This window comes from Aerococcus sp. 1KP-2016, assembly GCF_002252085.1.
In the GTDB taxonomy this organism is placed as follows: Bacteria; Bacillota; Bacilli; order Lactobacillales; family Aerococcaceae; genus Aerococcus.
This window is the reverse complement of the sequence record NZ_NEEY01000014.1, coordinates 1-20,539: the sequence shown is the minus strand read 5'-3', so window position 1 is coordinate 20,539 and position 20,539 is coordinate 1. Positions and strand designations below refer to the sequence as shown.

Annotated in this window: 16 protein-coding genes and 3 pseudogenes; 12 read left to right on the top strand and 7 right to left on the bottom strand. The window is 37.0% G+C overall.

The features are described from left to right. Window positions 1-77 precede the first annotated feature (77 nt). From B9P78_RS04300 to B9P78_RS04280, 5 genes and pseudogenes are all read right to left on the bottom strand, one after another. Window positions 78-904, bottom strand: a pseudogene (locus B9P78_RS04300) (exodeoxyribonuclease III). A 332-nt stretch (window positions 905-1,236) separates the two neighbouring features. Beyond that, window positions 1,237-1,818 (bottom strand): YdcF family protein, encoded by a 582-nt coding sequence (locus B9P78_RS04295; RefSeq protein ID WP_094518296.1) that lies wholly within the window; start codon window positions 1,816-1,818, stop codon window positions 1,237-1,239. Between the two features lie 192 nt (window positions 1,819-2,010). After that, complete coding sequence (locus B9P78_RS04290) at window positions 2,011-2,424, bottom strand: hypothetical protein (protein ID WP_094518295.1); 414 nt, start codon at window positions 2,422-2,424, stop codon at window positions 2,011-2,013. 1,208 nt (window positions 2,425-3,632) lie between these two features. After that, the gene (locus B9P78_RS04285; RefSeq protein ID WP_233487705.1) at window positions 3,633-5,066 is read right to left on the bottom strand and encodes a lipopolysaccharide biosynthesis protein; all 1,434 of its coding nucleotides are present in this window, start codon (window positions 5,064-5,066) and stop codon (window positions 3,633-3,635) included. 27 nt (window positions 5,067-5,093) lie between these two features. Further along, window positions 5,094-6,212, bottom strand: coding sequence for a glycosyltransferase (locus B9P78_RS04280; RefSeq protein WP_158520573.1), 1,119 nt, complete (start codon window positions 6,210-6,212; stop codon window positions 5,094-5,096). A 441-nt stretch (window positions 6,213-6,653) separates the two neighbouring features. On the opposite strand from B9P78_RS04280, the gene B9P78_RS04275 reads away from it, so the two are divergent. The 8 genes and pseudogenes from B9P78_RS04275 (at window position 6,654) to B9P78_RS04235 (ending at window position 16,860) form a co-directional block, all read left to right on the top strand. Further along, entirely contained in the window at window positions 6,654-7,826 is a 1,173-nt protein-coding gene (locus B9P78_RS04275) for an IS256-like element IS1542 family transposase (protein WP_094518292.1), read from the top strand. Between the two features lie 753 nt (window positions 7,827-8,579). Beyond that, the gene (locus tag B9P78_RS10100) at window positions 8,580-9,980 is read left to right on the top strand and encodes a DUF1541 domain-containing protein (protein ID WP_233487704.1); all 1,401 of its coding nucleotides are present in this window, start codon (window positions 8,580-8,582) and stop codon (window positions 9,978-9,980) included. 77 nt (window positions 9,981-10,057) lie between these two features. Further along, window positions 10,058-10,516, top strand: coding sequence for a DUF305 domain-containing protein (locus B9P78_RS04260; RefSeq protein ID WP_094518291.1), 459 nt, complete (start codon window positions 10,058-10,060; stop codon window positions 10,514-10,516). Window positions 10,517-10,917: 401 nt separating this feature from the next. After that, window positions 10,918-11,373, top strand: coding sequence for a CopY/TcrY family copper transport repressor (locus tag B9P78_RS04255; RefSeq protein ID WP_094518290.1), 456 nt, complete (start codon window positions 10,918-10,920; stop codon window positions 11,371-11,373). A 12-nt stretch (window positions 11,374-11,385) separates the two neighbouring features. After that, window positions 11,386-13,851 carry a heavy metal translocating P-type ATPase gene (locus B9P78_RS04250; protein WP_094518289.1) on the top strand — a complete coding sequence of 822 codons (2,466 nt, stop codon included), beginning with the start codon at window positions 11,386-11,388 and terminating at the stop codon, window positions 13,849-13,851. Between the two features lie 82 nt (window positions 13,852-13,933). Beyond that, window positions 13,934-14,140 (top strand): copper chaperone TcrZ, encoded by a 207-nt coding sequence (tcrZ, locus tag B9P78_RS04245; RefSeq protein ID WP_002294571.1) that lies wholly within the window; start codon window positions 13,934-13,936, stop codon window positions 14,138-14,140. A gap of 138 nt (window positions 14,141-14,278) precedes the next feature. Then, window positions 14,279-16,395 (top strand): annotated as a pseudogene (gene tcrB / locus B9P78_RS04240) (copper-translocating P-type ATPase TcrB). A 174-nt stretch (window positions 16,396-16,569) separates the two neighbouring features. Continuing rightward, window positions 16,570-16,860: a hypothetical protein gene (locus B9P78_RS04235; RefSeq protein WP_094518288.1), complete on the top strand. Its 291-nt coding sequence runs from the start codon at window positions 16,570-16,572 to the stop codon at window positions 16,858-16,860. 313 nt (window positions 16,861-17,173) lie between these two features. Here B9P78_RS04235 and B9P78_RS04230 read toward each other — a convergent pair whose 3' ends face one another. Next, window positions 17,174-17,821 carry a TIGR01906 family membrane protein gene (locus tag B9P78_RS04230; RefSeq protein WP_094518308.1) on the bottom strand — a complete coding sequence of 216 codons (648 nt, stop codon included), beginning with the start codon at window positions 17,819-17,821 and terminating at the stop codon, window positions 17,174-17,176. A gap of 13 nt (window positions 17,822-17,834) precedes the next feature. Further along, the gene (locus B9P78_RS04225) at window positions 17,835-18,044 is read right to left on the bottom strand and encodes an adhesion protein (RefSeq protein WP_069286380.1); all 210 of its coding nucleotides are present in this window, start codon (window positions 18,042-18,044) and stop codon (window positions 17,835-17,837) included. Window positions 18,045-18,360: 316 nt separating this feature from the next. Here B9P78_RS04225 and B9P78_RS04220 point away from each other — a divergent pair, with 316 nt between their 5' ends. The 4 genes and pseudogenes from B9P78_RS04220 to B9P78_RS10665 all read left to right on the top strand — a co-directional run bounded on the left by B9P78_RS04220 (window position 18,361) and on the right by B9P78_RS10665 (window position 20,371). Further along, on the top strand, window positions 18,361-18,753 hold the full coding sequence (locus tag B9P78_RS04220; protein WP_094518287.1) for a M23 family metallopeptidase: 393 nt from the start codon (window positions 18,361-18,363) through the stop codon (window positions 18,751-18,753). A 43-nt stretch (window positions 18,754-18,796) separates the two neighbouring features. Continuing rightward, window positions 18,797-19,636 (top strand): prolipoprotein diacylglyceryl transferase, encoded by an 840-nt coding sequence (lgt, locus tag B9P78_RS04215; protein ID WP_094518286.1) that lies wholly within the window; start codon window positions 18,797-18,799, stop codon window positions 19,634-19,636. 44 nt (window positions 19,637-19,680) lie between these two features. After that, window positions 19,681-19,914: an SHOCT domain-containing protein gene (locus tag B9P78_RS04210; RefSeq protein WP_002328833.1), complete on the top strand. Its 234-nt coding sequence runs from the start codon at window positions 19,681-19,683 to the stop codon at window positions 19,912-19,914. 40 nt (window positions 19,915-19,954) lie between these two features. Next, window positions 19,955-20,371: pseudogene (locus B9P78_RS10665) on the top strand (NusG domain II-containing protein). Window positions 20,372-20,539 lie beyond the last annotated feature (168 nt).

Below are 20,539 nucleotides of genomic sequence, written 5' to 3'. Positions count from 1 at the left end.
CGCCGTACAAGGATAACAGTAAATTAAAAAAGCTGAGCTACCATTAGCCCAGCCTTATGATTTATTATCTTCCCTGACTAGATATCAATTTCTAACAAAATTGGTGTATGGTCTTGACGCGTGCCAGAGTCTAGCATTTCAGATTTTTGCACTTTGTCTGCAATCCGATCACTCACCAACCAATAATCAATGCGCCATCCTGAGTTATTGATTTTACTTGTTTTCACTCGTTGTGCCCACCAAGTGTACACACCTTCAACGTCACCGTGCATCAGACGGAAGGTATCTGTGAAACCGCGGTTTAACAAGTTCGTAAAACCAGCACGTTCTTCATCAGTGAAACCAGCAGAAAAATGATTATTTTTGGGTGTGCCAAATCAATTTCCGTATGGGCAACATTAAAATCACCACAAGCGATCACTGGTTTCTTAGTATCTAGGTCCGCTAAATAGTTTGCATACTGCACATCCCAAGCTTGACGGTCTTCTAAACGTGCCAGAGCAGAGCCCGCATTAGGTGTATAAACATTGGTTACATAAAAATCAGGAAATTCTAACGTAATCATCCGTCCTTCATAATCCATCGTCGTTGGTGCCCCAATTTGTGGGACAGTCACTTCCGGCGAGTAATCTTTCTTGTACAAGAACATAGTACCAGCGTAACCTTTACGGGCAGGCTCCATACTAGACACCCACTGAATCTCATAATCTGGTACATTTGCTTCTAATATCTCAAGGTGCTTTTTCGTAGGACCCTTCGCCGATAGTTTCGTTTCTTGAATCGCAATCACATCTGGTTGATGTTCACGAATCATCTTTAAAACTGCACGTGATAATTCTGCACGCGGAGACGCACCAGTTAAGGCTGCATTTAAAGAATCAATATTCCATGAAATTAACTTCATCATTAAACCCCTTTATTCATTTTATGACTATATTTTAGCATAATCACAAACATAACCGAAATGAGATATAAGTATGAGTAAGTTAGAGGTTATAAAGCATAGCAATTTAAGATCGGTTTACTTGTCAGATTTTTTCTTTTTAGGCATTGCTCTGAAAACATAAATAGTTGTTCAGTTACCCAAAATCTCACGTCATCATATAGCATTTCGCATATCTCATTTAAACTATTCATAAAGTAAATTCATAATACGTTATTCAAAACCATTTTAATATTGTAGTCATTTGAAATGTCAAAAAAGCCACCCTAACCGGATGACTTTTGACTAGCTTATTAGTCTTCATCTACCCAATGGTATAAGAAGAACACGTAGCCCCAAAATTTCTTAATTTCTTTAAATCCTGCTTCACGATTGGCTTGCCACCAAGTCACTTCCTCACCGCCAACATCATGATAGGTAGCGACGTATGTTAAGCCAAACCCGTAATGGCGATTTTGCCGTTCGTAAATCATTTTTGTCCGCAGCATATGGTAATCTGATGAAGTAATAATGGCTGAATCATAACCCATTTCTTGCATCATCTTCAAAGTATTCCGCGCATTGGTATAGGTAGACGTAGCGTTCCCTTCGTTAATTAAGGCATCACTTGGCGCACCCGCCCCCACGTAAAAATCTCGGTTTGACTGGGTTAGTGGACTTACAATAATTTTTCCTGACCGTGAATAACCTGCTTCAAGCAATTCAACTGCTTCACCGGCCCGCTCACTAGCGCCTTCTGGTACAACAATAATATCTGAAACTTTCGGTTCCTCATCTACAATGAGGTTACTGATGGTAATCATACACACTAAACCAACAGCGATACCCATGCCGGCAAAAAAACCCGCAAGTCGAACAAGATTATTTCCTTTCATCTACATTCCCCATTTTGATAAGCATTTTCCTTTTCTCTTATCTTACCACATGGAAATCATCGAATGAAAAGAAAGGCGTCATTTTCAAAAATCAAATATAATCGTATTATTGCGTTTCCTTGCAAGTGAAGCAACATCCCTTTGAATGATTTCAGTAAATTGATCTTCAAATTTAAACATATCGATTGGCTGTTAATTTAAGTCAGCGTTCTCGATATATGCTTTTAAACGTTTTTGTACTTGCTTCATTTCAAAATCAAGCTCATCTGGATGCTCAGCACTCACTATTATATAGCAAAATTCATCAATTGGCAGGTCTTCACAGATATCAATAATGTTTAATAACCGTTCTTCATAATTGACAAGTTTTGGACTATCACAAATTTCTGTAATTACTGGTAATATCACAATCCGCGCTTGCTCTAAGATATCTTCAACAATCGTCGTATCGCCCGGTTGAATAAAAATATATTCCACACCAGGTAAGTTTGGAACTTCAACATCTTCATAATGTGCAGTTAGGGCTTCATAGCCCGCCATAGAAAATTGCTCTACCGCCTGACGGCCAATCGCGTTCGTTGCACCGATAATCGCTACTTTATCCATTTTATCCACCACAATTTCCTTATAAAAATAAATGCCACTCACCGACTGTTAGTAATCTTCATATCAATAAATGCACAATCATGTTCTGTATTTCAACATATATTAAAACAACATCCCATAAAATGTATACTGACTAAAAATACAAAATAACAACAACATACTTTTGCGCTTTTTCTCTTCATAACCGTGAATGTAAAACGGATATTTGAAAAAAAAAAGTTATTCTCACAAACATTGGCAAAACGAGATTACATATTTTATTTAGAAATCCTCCCTCAGTTTAGAATATAAAGATACAAATTTGATGGCAATTATATATCACATTGTGTTTCTTAATCCATTTTTATTGCTAGCTAATCTTTGTATACCCTTACATTATAGTCCTAGATATAAATAGAAAGAAAGGTTTTTTCATATTTATACAAAATCACTTGTCATATACTCATTTTTATAATCTATACGCAATTTAATCAGAACAATTATGTTTTCTTGGAAAGCTAGGAGTATGTATGAAAGTTCCAGTTTAAGAACTAAGGAAGATGAATATAACTTCAGAAGATCTAAAACACCTATTACCCTTCTTTTCATCAGTAGGATCGCCTTTTTGGACCGTAGAGAAAATCTAAGTGCAAGGCACTATGAGCCTTTCAAGGTATTTGTTTGGCTCACTAAAGCCGGTGATATTATCGAATAATTATTAGATAACAGCCTGATGTGAAAAGCGCGCTATATTATTGTGCATAATTTAAGAAAACCACTTACAAAAACAATTCTGATCCGTTCATAACACAGCTTGAACACGCTAAGCTACCCTTAACACTGAGTGTACTTAAATGAGTGTTACGTACATTTATTAAATTACAACGCTTATTGGTACCACCTTCAAATATAAGCATTTAACGGATGGGCGTATAGAAGGATTTAACAATAAAATTAAGGTACTTAACGTATTGCTTATGACTATCAGAACTTTCAGAAATTTAGAAAAAGTTATTACTGACAAACAGACTCTATTTAAATGAACTCCTACTATACAAGCAGCCTATGGGCGGATTGTATACAATAGTTAACTATTACCCATAATGAATAATGGAAAAGAGTATATAAAAAAGCCAGGCAATCTAATGATTACCTGGCAGATATTACTCATCATTCCTATTTGACGAAGAGCCATTCTTTTATAAATGTTGTTTTTGTTTTATTAATATTTATTCCTCTAAATTTCCAAAATTACTCTTTAATAGGTCAATCTCACCCAATAAATATGAGAATACTAAAAATACAACACCAAATATTAATCCAGATATCAATAAAATAACAAATATACTATTTATTCCAGAAACCATTTGATAAACGATTTTCATAACAACCAACTCTATTAAACCAATGATAAATGGATTTTTGAATTCTTTAAGCATCTCGAATATATTAGAATTCAAAGTTAATTTCATTACCCTACTAAAATTCATAAAATAATTAATGTAAAAGCCTATTGTCAAAGAAATGGCAACACTATTTATATTACCAATTATTATTCCAACAATGATACTGCTAACTAGAATAATTGCTGAATAAATACCTGTAGTTAATAACTCTTTAGTCTTATTTCTTGCTTGGAAAATTGCCCCAGTTGATGATAGGGTCATTTGAACCCAAACCGTTGTTGCCAATACTTGGAAAGGAAAGACCGCAGCACCCCACTGATTTCCAAATAAAAACAATATAATTTCTTTGCTATATATTGATAAAAATACTGATATTGATACTCCAACTAATGCTAGTAACCTTAATATTTTAAAGTAAGTTTCCCGAATAAGTAATACGTCATTTTGGTAATCTGACAATACTGGTTGAAGAACAGGATTTATAATTCCTAATAAGATATTGTTCGGCATCATCAATAGTTGATAAGCCTTATTATAATTACCTAAAGCAGCCGGCCCGATAAATTTCCCTATTAAGATATTATCCGCATTCCGAGAAAAATAATTGATAAAATTAAAACTAAATTGATTTATCGAGAAACCTAATATACTCTGTAATACTCTCCTGTCCCATTCTTTAACTAGTCGGATACTTGATTTCCTAAAATTCAAAATAAATGATATAAGAGTGAGTATGATTGAGGCAATAATTAATGAATATACACCTAGCCCAGCTAAAGCAGATAGAACTCCTCCTAAACCGCTAAAGATATTTGCGATTATAAAATTAAAGTTCACTTCTTTAAATTTTTTATTTTTATTCAGTATCGCTGTAGGAACAACATTTAATCCATTGAAAAATATTGAGAAAGTTTGCAACCATGATAAAGAAATATAAATGCGATTGCTGTATACATAGGATAAAATATAACCAAAAAGTCCATATAATATGGCTAAGCTGAAAGCAACTATTAGGGAAAAATTAAATAATATACTATTATCCTTATCGGTAAGCTTTTTATTTTGGATAATTGCAGGCCCCATGCCTGCTTCCACAAATAATTGAAAAAATATAATAAATACTTGTACAATTGAAACAACTCCATATTCTTCTGGAGTTAAAATCCGTGACAATATTGCATTAACTATTAAATTAATGATTACATTACTAAACTTAGCTATTCCTGTAAATAAGAATCCTACCTTCAAATGATTCACATTACCCACCAATTCCTTTATTATAATTTAGCGCTCGATCTTTAACAGCACTTCATTCCACTTAGTAATGATATTTTTTAACTGGAAGTCTTCAACTCTTTCTAATGATAATTTTTGATATTGCTTCCTTTTTTCAACATCATTTATTAGCAAGGTTAATTGGTTAGTAAGCTCGCTCACATTACCATTCTCTACCAAAACTCCATATTTACCATTTGCAAGCACTTCATCTGATCCAGTTTGTGAAAAGGCTATAATTGGTAAGCCAAAATCCATGGCTTCTACAAGAACTAGTCCAAACCCTTCCCATCTACTCGTCATTAAATAGATTGAAGAATTTAAATAATGTTTTCTTAATCCTTTATCATTCAATGCTCCTAGCAAAATCAATTTATCTTCAATGTTATTTTCTCTAATTTCTTCTCTAAGTTTTTCTTCTTCATTACCTTGTCCTGCAACGGATATCGTCCAATCATTTGGAAGTCTTTTTGCCACTTGAATAAGATAGTCGATTCCTTTATGTTCGTAGGCAATCCTCGCAGTAAAGGAAATATTTTTATTTAATAAAGTCGATTTTTGAGTATTTGTAATTGTCAATGGATTATAAATCAAATTTATATTTTCATTGAATTGACGATAATTGTTTAAATCTTCGTTAGTTAAAACAACAACTTCATCTGCTTCTTTCAAACCATTTATAAAATATTTTTTATATCCTTTTGTATACTTATTCATATACGTTTGAAAGTTATTATGTATCCATGCGATATATCGAGCATTGGTATACTTTTCTAAGTAAGGAATCATAGCGATAAGAAAAGGGCCAGACGCAATAACAGCATCAATTTCATTTATTTCTACCCAATTAATAAATTTTTTTATTCTATCCCTGTGGTACCACGCAGGTGAAAAATCTACACTAATTCCTTGCAGCACCTTTCTTATATAATTTTTATGGTTTAGGTACTTGTTTACTTTAATATTTGCATTCAAGGTAATTATTTCATTATCTATTTCATAGTAATTTTTATCATCAAACATAGAGTAATATAGTACGTTATGATTAATTAATCCTTTGCCAATTACACTAGATACCCTTTCAAGTCCTCCCATGCCAAAACTTTCATTAAAAATACAGATATTCAAAAACCTCATCCTCTCTCAATATTAATTTTCAATGTACAAAATTACTAACTATCCAAATTTATATATGTTGAAAATTTTTACTCGCTACTATCGACAATAGAACAAAAAAATAACCATATATATATAGAAATTTTACTAATTTTTCTAGAATATACCTTCCAAAACTCTATATATAAACTAGATAAATATATATCAAAACTAAAAACACAGTAGTTAGTCTAAATCTTTATTATATCACATACACGGTAATTATCTAAATAGTATTTCAAGCTCTCCCACCAGAAAAAAACTATCGGATATAGTTTATCTAAAATAATCGTATCATAACTTTTGAATAGAGCGATAAAGTCCATATAATTGTGTAAAAGATAAAAGGCCATGTAACAGCCCTTTTGCGGTACAATGTTTTTAACCACAAAAACATACCCAGGAGGACGTTACATGACCCAAGTACATTTTACACTGAACAACGAAGAGGTTCAAAGTATTATTGAACATTCGGTAAAAGATGAAGTTTCTAAAAATATTTTGACCACTGTTTTCAACCAATTGATGGAAAATCAACGAACAGAATATATTCAAGCCGATGACTATGAACGTTCAGAAAGTCGTCAGAGTCAAAGAAATGGCTATTATGAGCGAGACTTTACGACTCGTGTGGGCACACTCGAATTAAAAGTGCCTAGAACACGTGATGGTGAATTTTCACCGACGGTGTTTGAGCGTTATCAGCGAAATGAAAAGGCACTGCTCGCTTCAATGCTTGAGATGTATGTTTCAGGCGTTTCGACACGTAAAGTTTCAAAGATTGTTGAAGAGCTATGTGGAAAATCGGTATCGAAATCTTTTGTTTCTAGCCTGACTGAGCAGTTAGACCCGATGGTCAACGAATGGCAGAACCGTTCACTCTCAGGTACGAGTTATCCTTATCTGATGACTGATGTTCTCTACATAAAAGTCCGTGAGGACCATCGAGTGCTTTCTAAAAGCTGCCATATTGCGATCGGGATAACAGAAGGTGGTGATCGTGAAATCATTGGCTTCATGATCCAAAATGAAGAAAGTGATGACACATGGTCCATCTTCTTTGAATACTTAAAAGAACGCGGTCTACAGGGGACAGAACTCATCATTTCTGATGCCCATAAAGGCCTAGTGTCTGCAATTCGTAAGTCATTTACCAACGCAAGTTGGCAGAGATGCCAGGTCCATTTTTTAAGAAACATCTTCAGTTACATTCCAAAAAAGAATTCAAAACCGTTTAGAGAAGCAGTAAAAGCGATCTTTAAGTTTACGGATATTGAACTCGCTCGAACAGCTAAGAATGCCTTAGTCGGTGAATATATCGACCAGTCTAAATATACAAAAGCTTGCGAAACATTGGATAATGGCTTCGAAGATGCCTTTCAATACACGGTTATCGGAAATGGTCACAATCGGCTAAAAAGCACCAACCTTCTTGAACGACTGAACCAGGAAGTCCGCAGAAGAGAAAAGATTATTCGGATTTTTCCCAACCGAACGTCTGCCAATCGATTAATTGGAGCTGTCCTTATGGACCTTCATGACGAATGGCTCAGTTCTACAAGAAAATATATTAAGTTTGATCAATGAGAGACCGGTAAAACATTGTATAGTATTTTACACAGGATTATGGACTTGACTCTTTCTACACAAACAAAAGAAAATCTCGATTTACTATTTGAGAAACTGAAATAGATTAATATGATTCCTCTTTGCAATTAGATTTTTGCTTTAGCGAAAATCTTAAACAAGACCGTCGATAAGTTATTTAGCCCTGGTATATAAAAGATAGTATTTATTTTTCCGTACATGGTAAAAAAGATAAGAGCTGATTAAACCGCTCTTATCTTTTTTGTACAACAGGGAAATGAAATACATAAATATAGGAAATAGTGAAAAGTAGTTCCTATAGAGAAAAACACCCAGCATAGTCATAACTCAAGACTAATGATCATGGATTAATAAACATTACCTAATCACTTTTTGCCATATTCATTTCTTATAACTATAGGTTGCAACATAAATCTTAACGAAAGATATGGGCTTGACTGAACTTGTAAAAGAAGCACTTTAAAAACAATTAAAATTAGTGGGCATTAATAAGGGATTTATAGGTGATCTAAGGGATAATTTGTTGTCTTTGGTTTCTAAATTAATCTACGTGTTTATTATGGAATCGCTTTTTAAATATTGATGAGATAATAAAAACAACGATAAGTCTTCATTTGTAATTGATAAAAATCAAAGTGTTTGACAATGATAAGGGGTAATTATAAACTATATGTAAGTTCATTCAACTACATTTGTAGACAAAGGTGGTATCACCAAAAGGAGAGAAATCGTATGAAAAAAACAATTATAAGTAGTCTTTTATCTGTAGCATTATTAAGTTCTTATCCACTAGTGAATAAGGTAGGCGCGAATACACTTGATGATGCAGATAATGCTGCTCAAACTGGCTCGAAAACGGTGGCTAGCGAAACAACGGATAAATCTCAAACAGGCCACGAAGGTATGGAACATGATGAATCTGGGGAAATTCCAGAAGGATTGGCAGAAGCAGAAAATCCAACTTATCCAGAAGGAAGCGAAGTAACGATTCAAACCGATCACATGCCAGGAATGATGGGAGCTACAGGTGAGGTTGTAGGCGCCTTTGATTCAATTGCCTATGAAATCACCTATAACGATACCAAAACAGGAGAGGAAGTCGCCAATCACAAATGGGTTGTACACGAGGAAGTTGAAAATGCCCAAGACGAGCCTTACCAAGCAGGTGACGAAGTCGTTCTAGAAGCTACCCATATGCCCGGTATGCAAGGGGTGACCGCAACTATTGATTCGGTAGAAGACACCACTGTTTATATGGTCACGTACACGGATACAGAAACAGGCGATACTGTTGAAAATCATAAATGGCTAGTAGAAGAAGAATTAGGGGAAGAAGTACAAGACTCAAGCCAATTTTGGAGAGCGCGTACAGTAGAAGAAGTACAAGCAGATGTTTCCCAATACGATACATTAGAAGAACTTCAAAATTACGAAGTGGTTTGGGGAGATACTCTCTGGGCGATTTCTCAAAGTACTAATTTTTCAGTAGACGATTTAACTGAAGCATTTAATATTAAAAACGCTGATTTAATATTTGCTAACTACACACTTGAAAATCAACCATCATTAGAAGATAGCTATGAGAACCAGATAATTAGCGAGTCCAAAAAAACAAGAGATATGGATAATATGGGAGATATGGATAATATGGGAGATATGGATAATATGGGAGATATGGATAATATGGGAGATATGGATAATATGGGAGATATGAAGCATGATGAGTCGGGAGAAATTACAGAAGGCTTGGAAGAAGCTGAAAATCCGATGTACGAAGTAGGAGAATCTGTTATTCTTCAGCGCGATCATATGCCTGGAATGGAAGGTGCCGAAGCAACTGTTTCTGGCGTATTTGCTACGACGGTTTATGAAGTTTCTTTCAATCCAACCAATGGTGGAGAACGAGTGGAAAATCATCGCTGGGTTATCCACGAAGACATTTCTGAGTCAACCAAAGGCGCATTTGAACCTGGAGAAGAAGTGACATTAGAAGCCAACCATATGGAAGGTATGGAAGGAGCAACTGCAATAATTGATGACGCTGTAACTACGAATGTTTATATGGTGGATTACCAACAACAGATGGCGGAGCAGTTGTTCGTAATCATAAATGGTTTGTTGAAGAAGAATTAGCTCAATAATCACTAGTGGTACATTAAAATACCTACCAAACTTAAAGTTTAAGAAATACTAAAAAAGGACGGATACTTATGAATAAATACCTAAAATTTGCCCTCATGATTTTAACTTCAACAGTCATTATGTACTTTCTAATGTTTGTGAATGTCAATGAATTTGCGCACATTTACTTGAGTCAAACCCGTGTTTATATGGTTATTTTGATGGGCGCAGTCATGGCTATCATTATGATGGGTTTTATGTGGAAAATGTATGACAATAAAAAATTAAACACCGTTATAATGGGGCTTTCAGTCTTACTCGTGCTGGGATCGTTTGGGCTTATTCAAAACCAAGTTGGCGTAGACGATACTGCTTGGATGAGAGCCATGATTCCACACCACTCTACCGCTATTATGACTAGTGAAAATGCCAATCTCACAGATTCACGAGTACAGCAATTAAGCGAAGAAATTATACAAGCACAAGAAGAAGAAATTGCTGAGATGGAACAATTAATTGAAGATATAGAAGAAAACGGAGAAGAATAAACATTTAATAAATTTATGAAGTAAAAAGATCCCTATACACAAGAAGTCTATGATAACTGCCGTGTGTATAGGTTTTTTTCTATTTTTCCGCTTTTTCTCAATTCTTGATTTCCTAAATACGATAAACAATTAAATTGCTCAATAGTGTTCATCATATTTAGAAAATATAATTTTAAAAATAAGGAATTCTAAAATCAATAAAAGTAAATCAATGGTAACCTTATAATTAGTATTAGGTAAAGATAGGAAAACAAAGGCAATAATAGCTGGTTACATTTATTTAAAAACAAGCTGGTTACATTTATTTAAAAAAGACTTGACAAGAATAGTTTACAATAGTAAACTTATCTCAAACATTTACGTTTACGCATGTAGACAATAAGGAGGGAAAGAGAAAGAGAATGAGTACAATAGTAGTTAACCCTCATATCACAGATGCTGAATGGGAAGTTATGCGTGTAGTCTGGGCGAATGGTCGAGTGACTAGTAAAGAAGTCATCTCCATATTGAAAGAAAAAATGGACTGGAAACAAGCCACTATCAAAACGCTTTTAGGTCGACTGGTTGAAAAAGGTGTACTAAATACAGAGCAAGAAGGTAGAAAATTTATTTATACTGCCAATATTGAAGAGAAAGAAGCCGTAGGAAATTATACAGACGATATTTTCAACCGTATTTGTCGAAAGAATGTCGGGAATGTAGTAGGGAGTATCATTGAAGATCATGTCTTAAGCTTCGATGATATCCAGCGACTAGAAGAAATATTAGAGATGAAAAAAGCTTTCGCAGTAGAAGAAGTGGATTGTCAGTGTACAGAAGGGCAATGCGATTGCCATTTACATCATCATGGAGAATAAGGAGCGAAAAAATTGGAGAATAAATCGTTTGCCATAGAAGGTATGACCTGTGCATCTTGTGCGCAGACAGTAGAAAAAGCGGCAAAAAAAGTACGTGGGGTCACACAGGCTTCCGTGAACCTAGCAACAGAGAAGTTAAGTATAGAGTACGATGAAGCAACTTTTTCGGTAGAAAATCTACAAAAAGCAGTGGATAATTCAGGGTATGAACTGATTGCCCAAGAAGGAACGACGCAAACCTTTGCAATTGAAGGGATGACCTGTGCATCCTGTGCACAGACAATTGAAAAAGCTGTCGGAAAGTTGTCGGGCGTAGATAAAGCTTCAGTCAATTTAGCGACAGAAAAAATGCAAGTTTCTTATAACCCGTCAGCAATTTCAGTATCTGATGTGACTGGTGCTGTATCCAATACTGGTTATGCAGCCGTATTAGAAACAACTGAGACTCAAGATAATTCACGAGCAGAGAAGCGTGAGAAAAAAGAAAAAAGAATGAAGCAACTTTCAAATCGTTTTGGGATATCCATTATATTTACAATCCCTTTACTAATTATATCCATGGGTCATATGGTCGGTATGCCTCTACCAAATATCGTTGACCCAATGATAAATGCATTTAATTTTTCTCTTTTACAACTTATTCTGACTTTGCCGATAATGGTAGTAAGCTGGGAATATTTCCAGAAGGGATTCAAAACCTTATTTAAAGGTCACCCAAATATGGATTCCCTGATTGCCCTTGGTACCGCGGCCGCTTTTGTATACAGTCTGGCAGCGACGATCGGGGCTGGCTTAGGTTACGGGAACTTTTCAGATTTACTTTACTATGAAGTGACTGGAGTTATCTTAACTCTTCATACGTTAGGGTTATTTTTAGAAGAGCGATCAAAGGGGCAAATGTCCTCAGCGATTGAAAAATTAGTCAACTTGGTTCCTAAAACAGCTCGAGTGATACGTAATGGTGTGGAACAAGAGATTACTGTGGACGAAGTCGCTTTAGGAGATGTTATTCGAGTTCGTCCGGGAGAAAGTATGCCTGTAGATGGTGTTGTTGTTGAGGGACGCACTTCAGTCGATGAATCAATGCTGACAGGAGAAAGTATCCCCGTGGAAAAGGAAAGTGGAGACGAGGTTATTGGGGCTAGTATCAATAAAAATGGTTCCATTGATTACCGCGCGACTCGAGTGGGAAGTGATACAACTCTATCTCAAATCATAAAATTAGTAGAAGATGCTCAAGGGTCTAAAGCACCCATTGCTCGAATGGCCGATATCATTACCAGATATTTCGTACCGATTGTTATAGCATTAGCCGTTTTAGCAGGGATTGCTTGGTTAATTGCAGGTCAATCTGGAATATTTACTTTATCCGTTATCATAACAACCCTTGTCATTGCTTGTCCATGTGCCTTAGGTTTGGCGACTCCAACAAGTATTATGGTTGGAACCGGAAAAGGGGCAGAACATGGTGTCTTGATAAAAAGTGGTGAGGCGTTAGAAACCACTCATAATTTAGACACGATTGTATTTGATAAAACAGGGACACTGACAGAAGGTAAACCTATCGTGACGGATATTTTGGTAACTCCTCTTATTACTAAAGAAAATCTTTTATATTATGCAGCTTCCGGTGAAACAGGTTCTGAACACCCATTAGGCGAAGCCATCGTACAAAAATCAAAAGAAGAGAACATGACATTAGCTAAACCAGATCATTTTGAAGCGATTCCTGGACACGGGATTCGAGTTGAAATTGAGGGCAAAGATATGTACATTGGAAACCGTAAACTGATGCTAGAGCAAAAGATTGATTTATCAAGCATGGAAAAAGAATCCGATCGTTTAGCAGACGAAGGAAAAACACCGATGTATCTCTCTGTTGATGGAGAACTAGCTGGAATTATCGCAGTAGCTGACACACTCAAGGAAAATAGTATGAAGGCTGTTAAAGAACTTAGAAGACGCGGTGTTGAAGTAATCATGATTACTGGAGATAACAAACGTACAGCCAAAGCGATTGCTAAGCAAGTGGGTATAGACAGTGTATTAAGTGAAGTATTACCTGAAGATAAAGCAGAGGAAGTCAAAAAACTACAAGAGGCAGGCAAGAAGGTAGCGATGGTTGGAGACGGCATTAACGATGCACCCGCATTAGCTCAAGCAGATATCGGTATTGCAGTTGGATCAGGTACAGACGTGGCGATTGAATCGGCTGATATTGTCCTTATGCGTAATGATTTAACCGCTGTATTGACTGCGATTGATTTAAGTCATGCAACGCTACGAAACATTAAACAAAACTTGTTCTGGGCTTTTGCTTACAACCTTGTAGGTATTCCAGTTGCGATGGGTCTCTTGCATATTTTTGGCGGACCATTGATGAATCCAATGTTTGCGGCAGTCGCCATGAGTTTCAGCTCCGTATCGGTCTTGCTCAATGCTTTACGGTTAAGACGATTCAAGCCAGCAGTTGTTTAGAAAACACGTAGCTTATTTGGGATTTAAACTTCTTCCTATTCTATATAATAGGAGAAGATAAAAAAAAAAGGGGAATAAAATAATGAAAAAAGAAGTCTTATTAGATGGCGTAAAATGTGCAGGTTGTGCGAACACGGTACAAGAAAGATTTTCAGCTATTGAAGGGGTTGAATCTGTAGAGGTTGATTTAGCGACTAAAAAAGCAGTACTTGAAAGTCAAACAGAGATTGATACCGAAACGCTCAATGCTGCTTTAGCAGAAACTAACTATTCAGTATTAAGTGCATAAAGTACAAATACCATTTATTCATAGATAGTAGATAGAGATAAAGTATAGAACCCTTTTCATGAGAATTATATGCAGTGTTAGATGAGAAAGTTCTAAAACTTTAAAATTATTCTCTAATATAATAAGGAGGAATTAAAAATGAGTAATAACAAAAAACATTCGTCACATAGTCATCATAATCACGGCGACATGGATCACAGCAAGATGGACCATAGTCAGATGGATCACAGCAAGATGGACCATAGTCAGATGGATCACAGCAAGATGGATCACAGCAAGATGAATCACAGTGAAATGGATCATGGCGCAATGGGAGGGCATGCCCACCACCATCACGGTAGCTTTAAGGAGATTTTCTTGAAGTCACTCCCATTAGGAATTGCAATCTTACTCATTACTCCTATGATGGATATTCAGTTGCCTTTCCAAATTATTTTTCCTTATGCAGACGTTGTAGCGGCTGTATTGGCAACAATTCTATACATTTATGGCGGAAAACCATTCTACATGGGTGCGAAAGATGAGTTTAATTCAAAAGCTCCAGGCATGATGTCCTTGATTACTTTGGGAATAACGGTTTCTTATGCCTATAGTGTTTACGCAGTGGCCGCTCGATATGTGACCGGAGAACATGTCATGGACTTCTTCTTTGAGTTTACAACGTTAATTTTAATCATGTTATTAGGACACTGGATTGAAATGAAGGCATTGGGTGAAGCAGGGGACGCGCAAAAAGCATTGGCTGAGTTGGTGCCGAAAGATGCTCATGTTGTTTTAGAAGACGATTCGATTGAGACTCGTCCTGTGTCTGAACTTCAGATTGGAGATGTTATCCGTGTTCAAGCAGGAGAAAATGTTCCAGCTGATGGTATCATTATTCGCGGAGAATCACGTGTAAACGAAGCGCTTGTGACTGGGGAATCGAAACCAATTGAAAAAAATCCCGGAGATGAGGTCATCGGTGGATCAACCAATGGTGGCGGAGTCCTCTATGTGGAAATAAAGCAGACGGGCGATAAGTCCTTCATTTCTCAGGTTCAGGCATTAATCAGTCAAGCTCAAGGCCAATCTTCTCGAGCAGAAAATCTTGCACAAAAAGTTGCAGGATGGCTCTTTTATATTGCGGTTATTGTAGCGCTTATTGCCCTTGTCATATGGATGGTTATAGCTGATGTACCAACGGCAGTTATTTTTACAGTCACCACATTAGTTATTGCTTGTCCGCATGCCCTGGGTCTGGCTATTCCATTGGTGACTGCTCGTAGTACCAGCTTAGGGGCCAGTCGGGGATTATTAGTGAAAGACCGGGACGCTTTGGAGTTGACTACAAAAGCAGATGTTATAGTTTTAGATAAAACTGGAACTTTAACAACTGGTGAGTTTAAAGTATTAGATGTTGAACTCTTTAATGATAAATATACGAAAGATGAAATCGTTGCCTTATTGTCAGGTATCGAAGGTGGATCTAGTCACCCTATCGCTCAGTCAATTATTAGTTACGCAGAACAGCAAGGGATACGTCCAGTAAGTTTTGATTCGATTGATGTTATTTCTGGCGCTGGTGTAGAAGGTCAAGCTAACGGACATCGTTATCAATTAATCAGTCAAAAATCATATGGACGTAATCTGGATATGGATATTCCAAAAGGAGCAACCCTCAGTGTCTTAGTAGAAAACGACCAAGCAATCGGTGCTGTAGCTTTAGGGGATGAATAAAACCGACAAGTAAAGACTTAATACAAGCCCTTAAAAAGAACAAGATTCAGCCGATTATGGCAACGGGTGACAATGAAAAAGCGGCTCAAGGAGCTGCAGAAATTTTAGGTATTGATTATCTAGCTAATCAATCTCCTCAAGACAAATATGAATTAATTGAAAAACTTAAAGCAGAAGGAAAGAAAGTTATCATGGTCGGTGACGGGGTCAACGATGCACCTTCTCTTGCATTAGCAGACGTTGGTATAGCTGTTGGTGCCGGAACTCAAGTAGCATTGGATTCAGCCGATGTCATCTTGACACAGTCAGACCCTGGCGACATTGAATCCTTTATCGAGTTGGCTCAGAAGACCACACGTAAGATGAAAGAAAATCTTGTTTGGGGAGCAGGGTATAACTTTATCGCGATCCCAATAGCTGCAGGAATACTAGCACCAATTGGCATAACATTAACTCCAGCAGTCGGTGCCGTCTTGATGTCACTTTCGACTGTAATTGTTGCCATCAATGCTATGACATTGAAATTAGAGCCGAAATAAAACGAAGCAGGAACGAAAAAAGCACTGGCTGGTTTGACCCCCTTCCAGAATCGGGTCAGACCAGCCAGTATGCTGTATAAGGAAAATTATATTGGTGTCTTTTAACGCCTAAATTATTTGTGATTTAATGATATAAAATCCTGATTATTCTAAAAAAGGGACAGTGATAGAAAAATGGCTATATCTATTAAAGTGGATGAGGCAGTACAGGAATGGATGAAGAAGAAAGGTCGTACGATAATAACTGTTTCACTTAGAGCAACTCGCACTTGTTGCGTGGGTGCAGTAGATGTGGATATTTCATATAAAAACCCTCAAAATAACAACTACATGTTGATTCAACACAATGGCCTTTTTATTTATCTTGATAAAAGCTTACCTTTGAGGAAGAACGAGCTACATTTATCTATGATGGGCAAATCTATTTTTTCCTCTATACATATAGAGGGCTTAATGGTTCAGTGATACTTTACTGATATCCAGCGATGCAAAAATAATATGTAGAGGCTATTCCATCTAAGTGAATCCACGACTTTTAAATCACTAACAAATACGCTTGGAAAATAAGTAATAAGTTTTCAAAATTTGAAATTTTGATGATACGACTGAGTACATCTTGTTTCTTCTTAATGTTGGTTTTGACACTACAATTATAGAGTGATTTCTAGGTGTAATCTTTTTGTTTAATCAACTTAATAGCACAATTAATTCTTTTGATAAAAATACTTGTAATAAATTCGTACGCAGAGAAACCAGTGTAAAAGACTCCTTGATATATTCAAGGAGTCTTTTTTTCGTATTTTACCCATTGTTTCTTTGAAATGAAATACCCTATTATAAACAAAAATTCGATTACTCCAAATGCCAATATAAAACTATGCATAAAGAATGCTTCGGGTAAAGCTAATATAATCGGATCGGTGCTAGGATTGAATAACCAAGCATCATTGTTAAAGAATACCTGATGGAATAGCACAAACAGCACATCAAAGTTGATCAATAGAGCCAAAACAACACCCAGCGGAAGCAAGATTCCCCACTGGAAGTATCGAAGAAGTCGCCAGTATTGCCCTTCTCTGTTTAGATACTGCATAAACCAGAAGGAGCCTATCCCTGAAGTAATCAGAATCAGGTAGTCCAGCATAAACAACTTCTTCACTTCAGTGAAGTGGAATAACCCGCTAACTGAGCTAGGGAAATCCGGCATATCCAGTTTTGCTATCCATGGGGTATTCAGGTAATCTAGCAGAATACGATAGTTCATTAAGATTTGCTCTTTCGGCATGCCTACATATTCCGATATATTCAAGTAACCAATATCAAACGAGTAGAGGAAGGTAAAGTTGATGGTTGCTGCGACCGAAAGGGATAAGATGAAAAAGGTAATGAAAATAAACCCTGAAATTTGAATGATTTTCTGCTTCAATGTGGAATTGCCCTCACAATTCATTTTGATTTATTTTTGATTTTACTACGTTCAATTCCTCTTTTAACCGTTTGTTTTCAATTTCCAGCTTTTTCTTATCTTCCGATTCGGGATCCGCGTGACCATGTCCTTTATGGTTATGACCGCCATGCATACCAGGCATGAGAAACATCATGAGCATGTGTCCAACCACCATCAGTACCACAAATATAATTGATTCCATCTTCAACACTCCTCTTTTATTTTTATGCCAATGCTACAAACGAAATAGATTGTGAATGGCAAACCCTGAAACAAGCAAAAATCAAACCAAATGAGTGATAACAAAGATTATTTCTCATCTTCTAGATAAGAATAACAAAAAATTATGTGATTCTTATGGAGATGGGGCAACTCCATAAAATCTACATAATTCATTGGTATAGTCAATAAAAGTAAGAAAGGAGGTTCCTGTCTCATATAGTTGTAACGGTATAATGATTGAAATAACAGGCAACATTCGTTAACATTCGTCACCTGGCCTGAAACTAGGAGGACACATGGACAGAAAGCAGCTTGTCAAATTTATAAGTATCCCACTCTTATCGAGTTTGCTCATCCTTCCTATGGATGTAAATGCACGAAGTATTGAAGACCTGACACAAGAGAAAGAGCAGCTTGAGAAGCAACTGCGGGAATTAGATGGAGAAAGCACCAGCCAACAAGTAAAGTTGGATGGTTTAGAAGCAAGGAAGGAGCAGTTGCGAACAGGGACCATCGCACTTCAAGAAAAAATTGATGCGCTCACCTTACAAATGGCAGGGCAACAAGTGACCCAGGGGCAAAAACTGGGCATCATGGGAACCACCGGAGATTCCACGGGCGTCCATCTTCACTTTGAAGTATACGAAAACGGAATCCAGGTCGATCTAGCGCCTTATTTGGGCTTATAACTATCGAACGGGATACAGAATGAAAATCAGTAAGGAGTAAGTTATGAAATCAATTGTCGGAACAATCGACCGCGTCGCGTTTTCCTTTGGCCCATTCACCGTCTACTGGTATGGGATTATCATTGGGGCTGCTATGTTGCTTGCCATCACACTTGCCTCTAAGGAAGGAAAGAAAAGAGGCTTGGGCGAAGAGGACATTACAGATATGGCAATGTGGGCTATCCCCCTTGGACTTATCGGAGCAAGAATTTATTACGTTCTTTTTCAATGGGAGTATTATATCAAGAAACCGCTTGAAATCATCGCCATTTGGCAAGGCGGCATCGCCATTTATGGCGGTTTGATTGCAGGGGGGCTGGCCGTGTACTGGTTCACGAAGAAAAAAGGGATTCCTTTTTCATTGATGCTCGATATACTGGCGCCCTATGTTCTGTTGGCGCAGTCCATTGGCCGATGGGGGAACTTTATCAACCAGGAGGCCCATGGGGAAGCAGTGACCCGCACCTTTTTGGAGAACCTTTACCTGCCAAAGTTTATTATTGATCAAATGCAAATTAATGGCACCTACTACCATCCGACATTCCTGTACGAGTCCTTGTGGAGCCTCTTAGGATTTGCCATCATTATCATGTTGAGGAATCGGAAAAACTTGTTGCGACGAGGCGAAGTGGCCCTCAGCTATGTTATTTGGTATTCGGTGGGGCGCTTCTTTATCGAAGGTATGCGCACCGACAGTTTATGGATGGGTGATTTTTTAAGGGTGTCTCAAGGGTTGTCTCTCCTCTTGTTCGTTGGCGCCATCGCCATTTGGATTTACCGTAGACGGGATTATCCGCCAAAAGCCTACTATCTAGAAGGATGGAAGCTGAAGGAAGAGCACTAAATCACATGGGCCACGTCTAAAATATAGAGAGGAGCGTTTTTATCATGATGGAATATTGGAACAGCTTGACATGGGGCGGAATGGGGTACATGATGTTTATGGGAATATTTTGGATCATCCTAGTGATTATTGTGGTGTATCTTTTCATTAAACTTGTTTCCGATAAGGGGAATCGGACGGTTGAAAAAGAAACGCCTTTGGAGGTCCTACAAAAAGAGTTTGCCAAAGGAAACCTGACAGAAGAGGAATACCTGAAGCGTAAAAAGCACTTGGAGTAAACTGCTGACGAGAAGATAAATAAAAAAAGGAGGAAAAATAATGATAACGAAGTACATAAGAATGGTAAAACCCTTTGATGTCGTTATTATCTTCCCCCTTATTGTTTTGTCTTTTTTACCGACGGCTATCTTTGCAGTCCAACAGACGAATAATGATAATAACAATGTTTACGCGGTTATCTCGATTAATGGCGAAGAGGTAGATCGTTTCCTACTGACAGGAAATGAGGAACACAGACTCATTACCTACTATCCGGCACCCGGTAAATACAATATTGTCTAGATAGACGGCGAACGGATTCGAAATAAGGAAGACAACAGTCCGTACCAGATTGCGGTGCGAAGAGATTGGATTCAATCTCCTGGGGAGACGAGTCTCAATCTACCTCACCGATTATTAATTGAAATTGTAACTGAAAATCCAGAAGAGTCAGACATAGATGTGATGGCTCAGTGAAAAAAGCAGAACCTCGCCAAATAAAATGTATCAAACTGCCAACAAATAGGGAAAAAAGAGGCACTCCACCATGATATGCTCCCCCTAAAGTAGACACTTAAAAAAGTAAATCTACTTTAGGGGGAGTTTTTTTGCGTTCAAATAGTAAACATACAGTATCTGAATTAG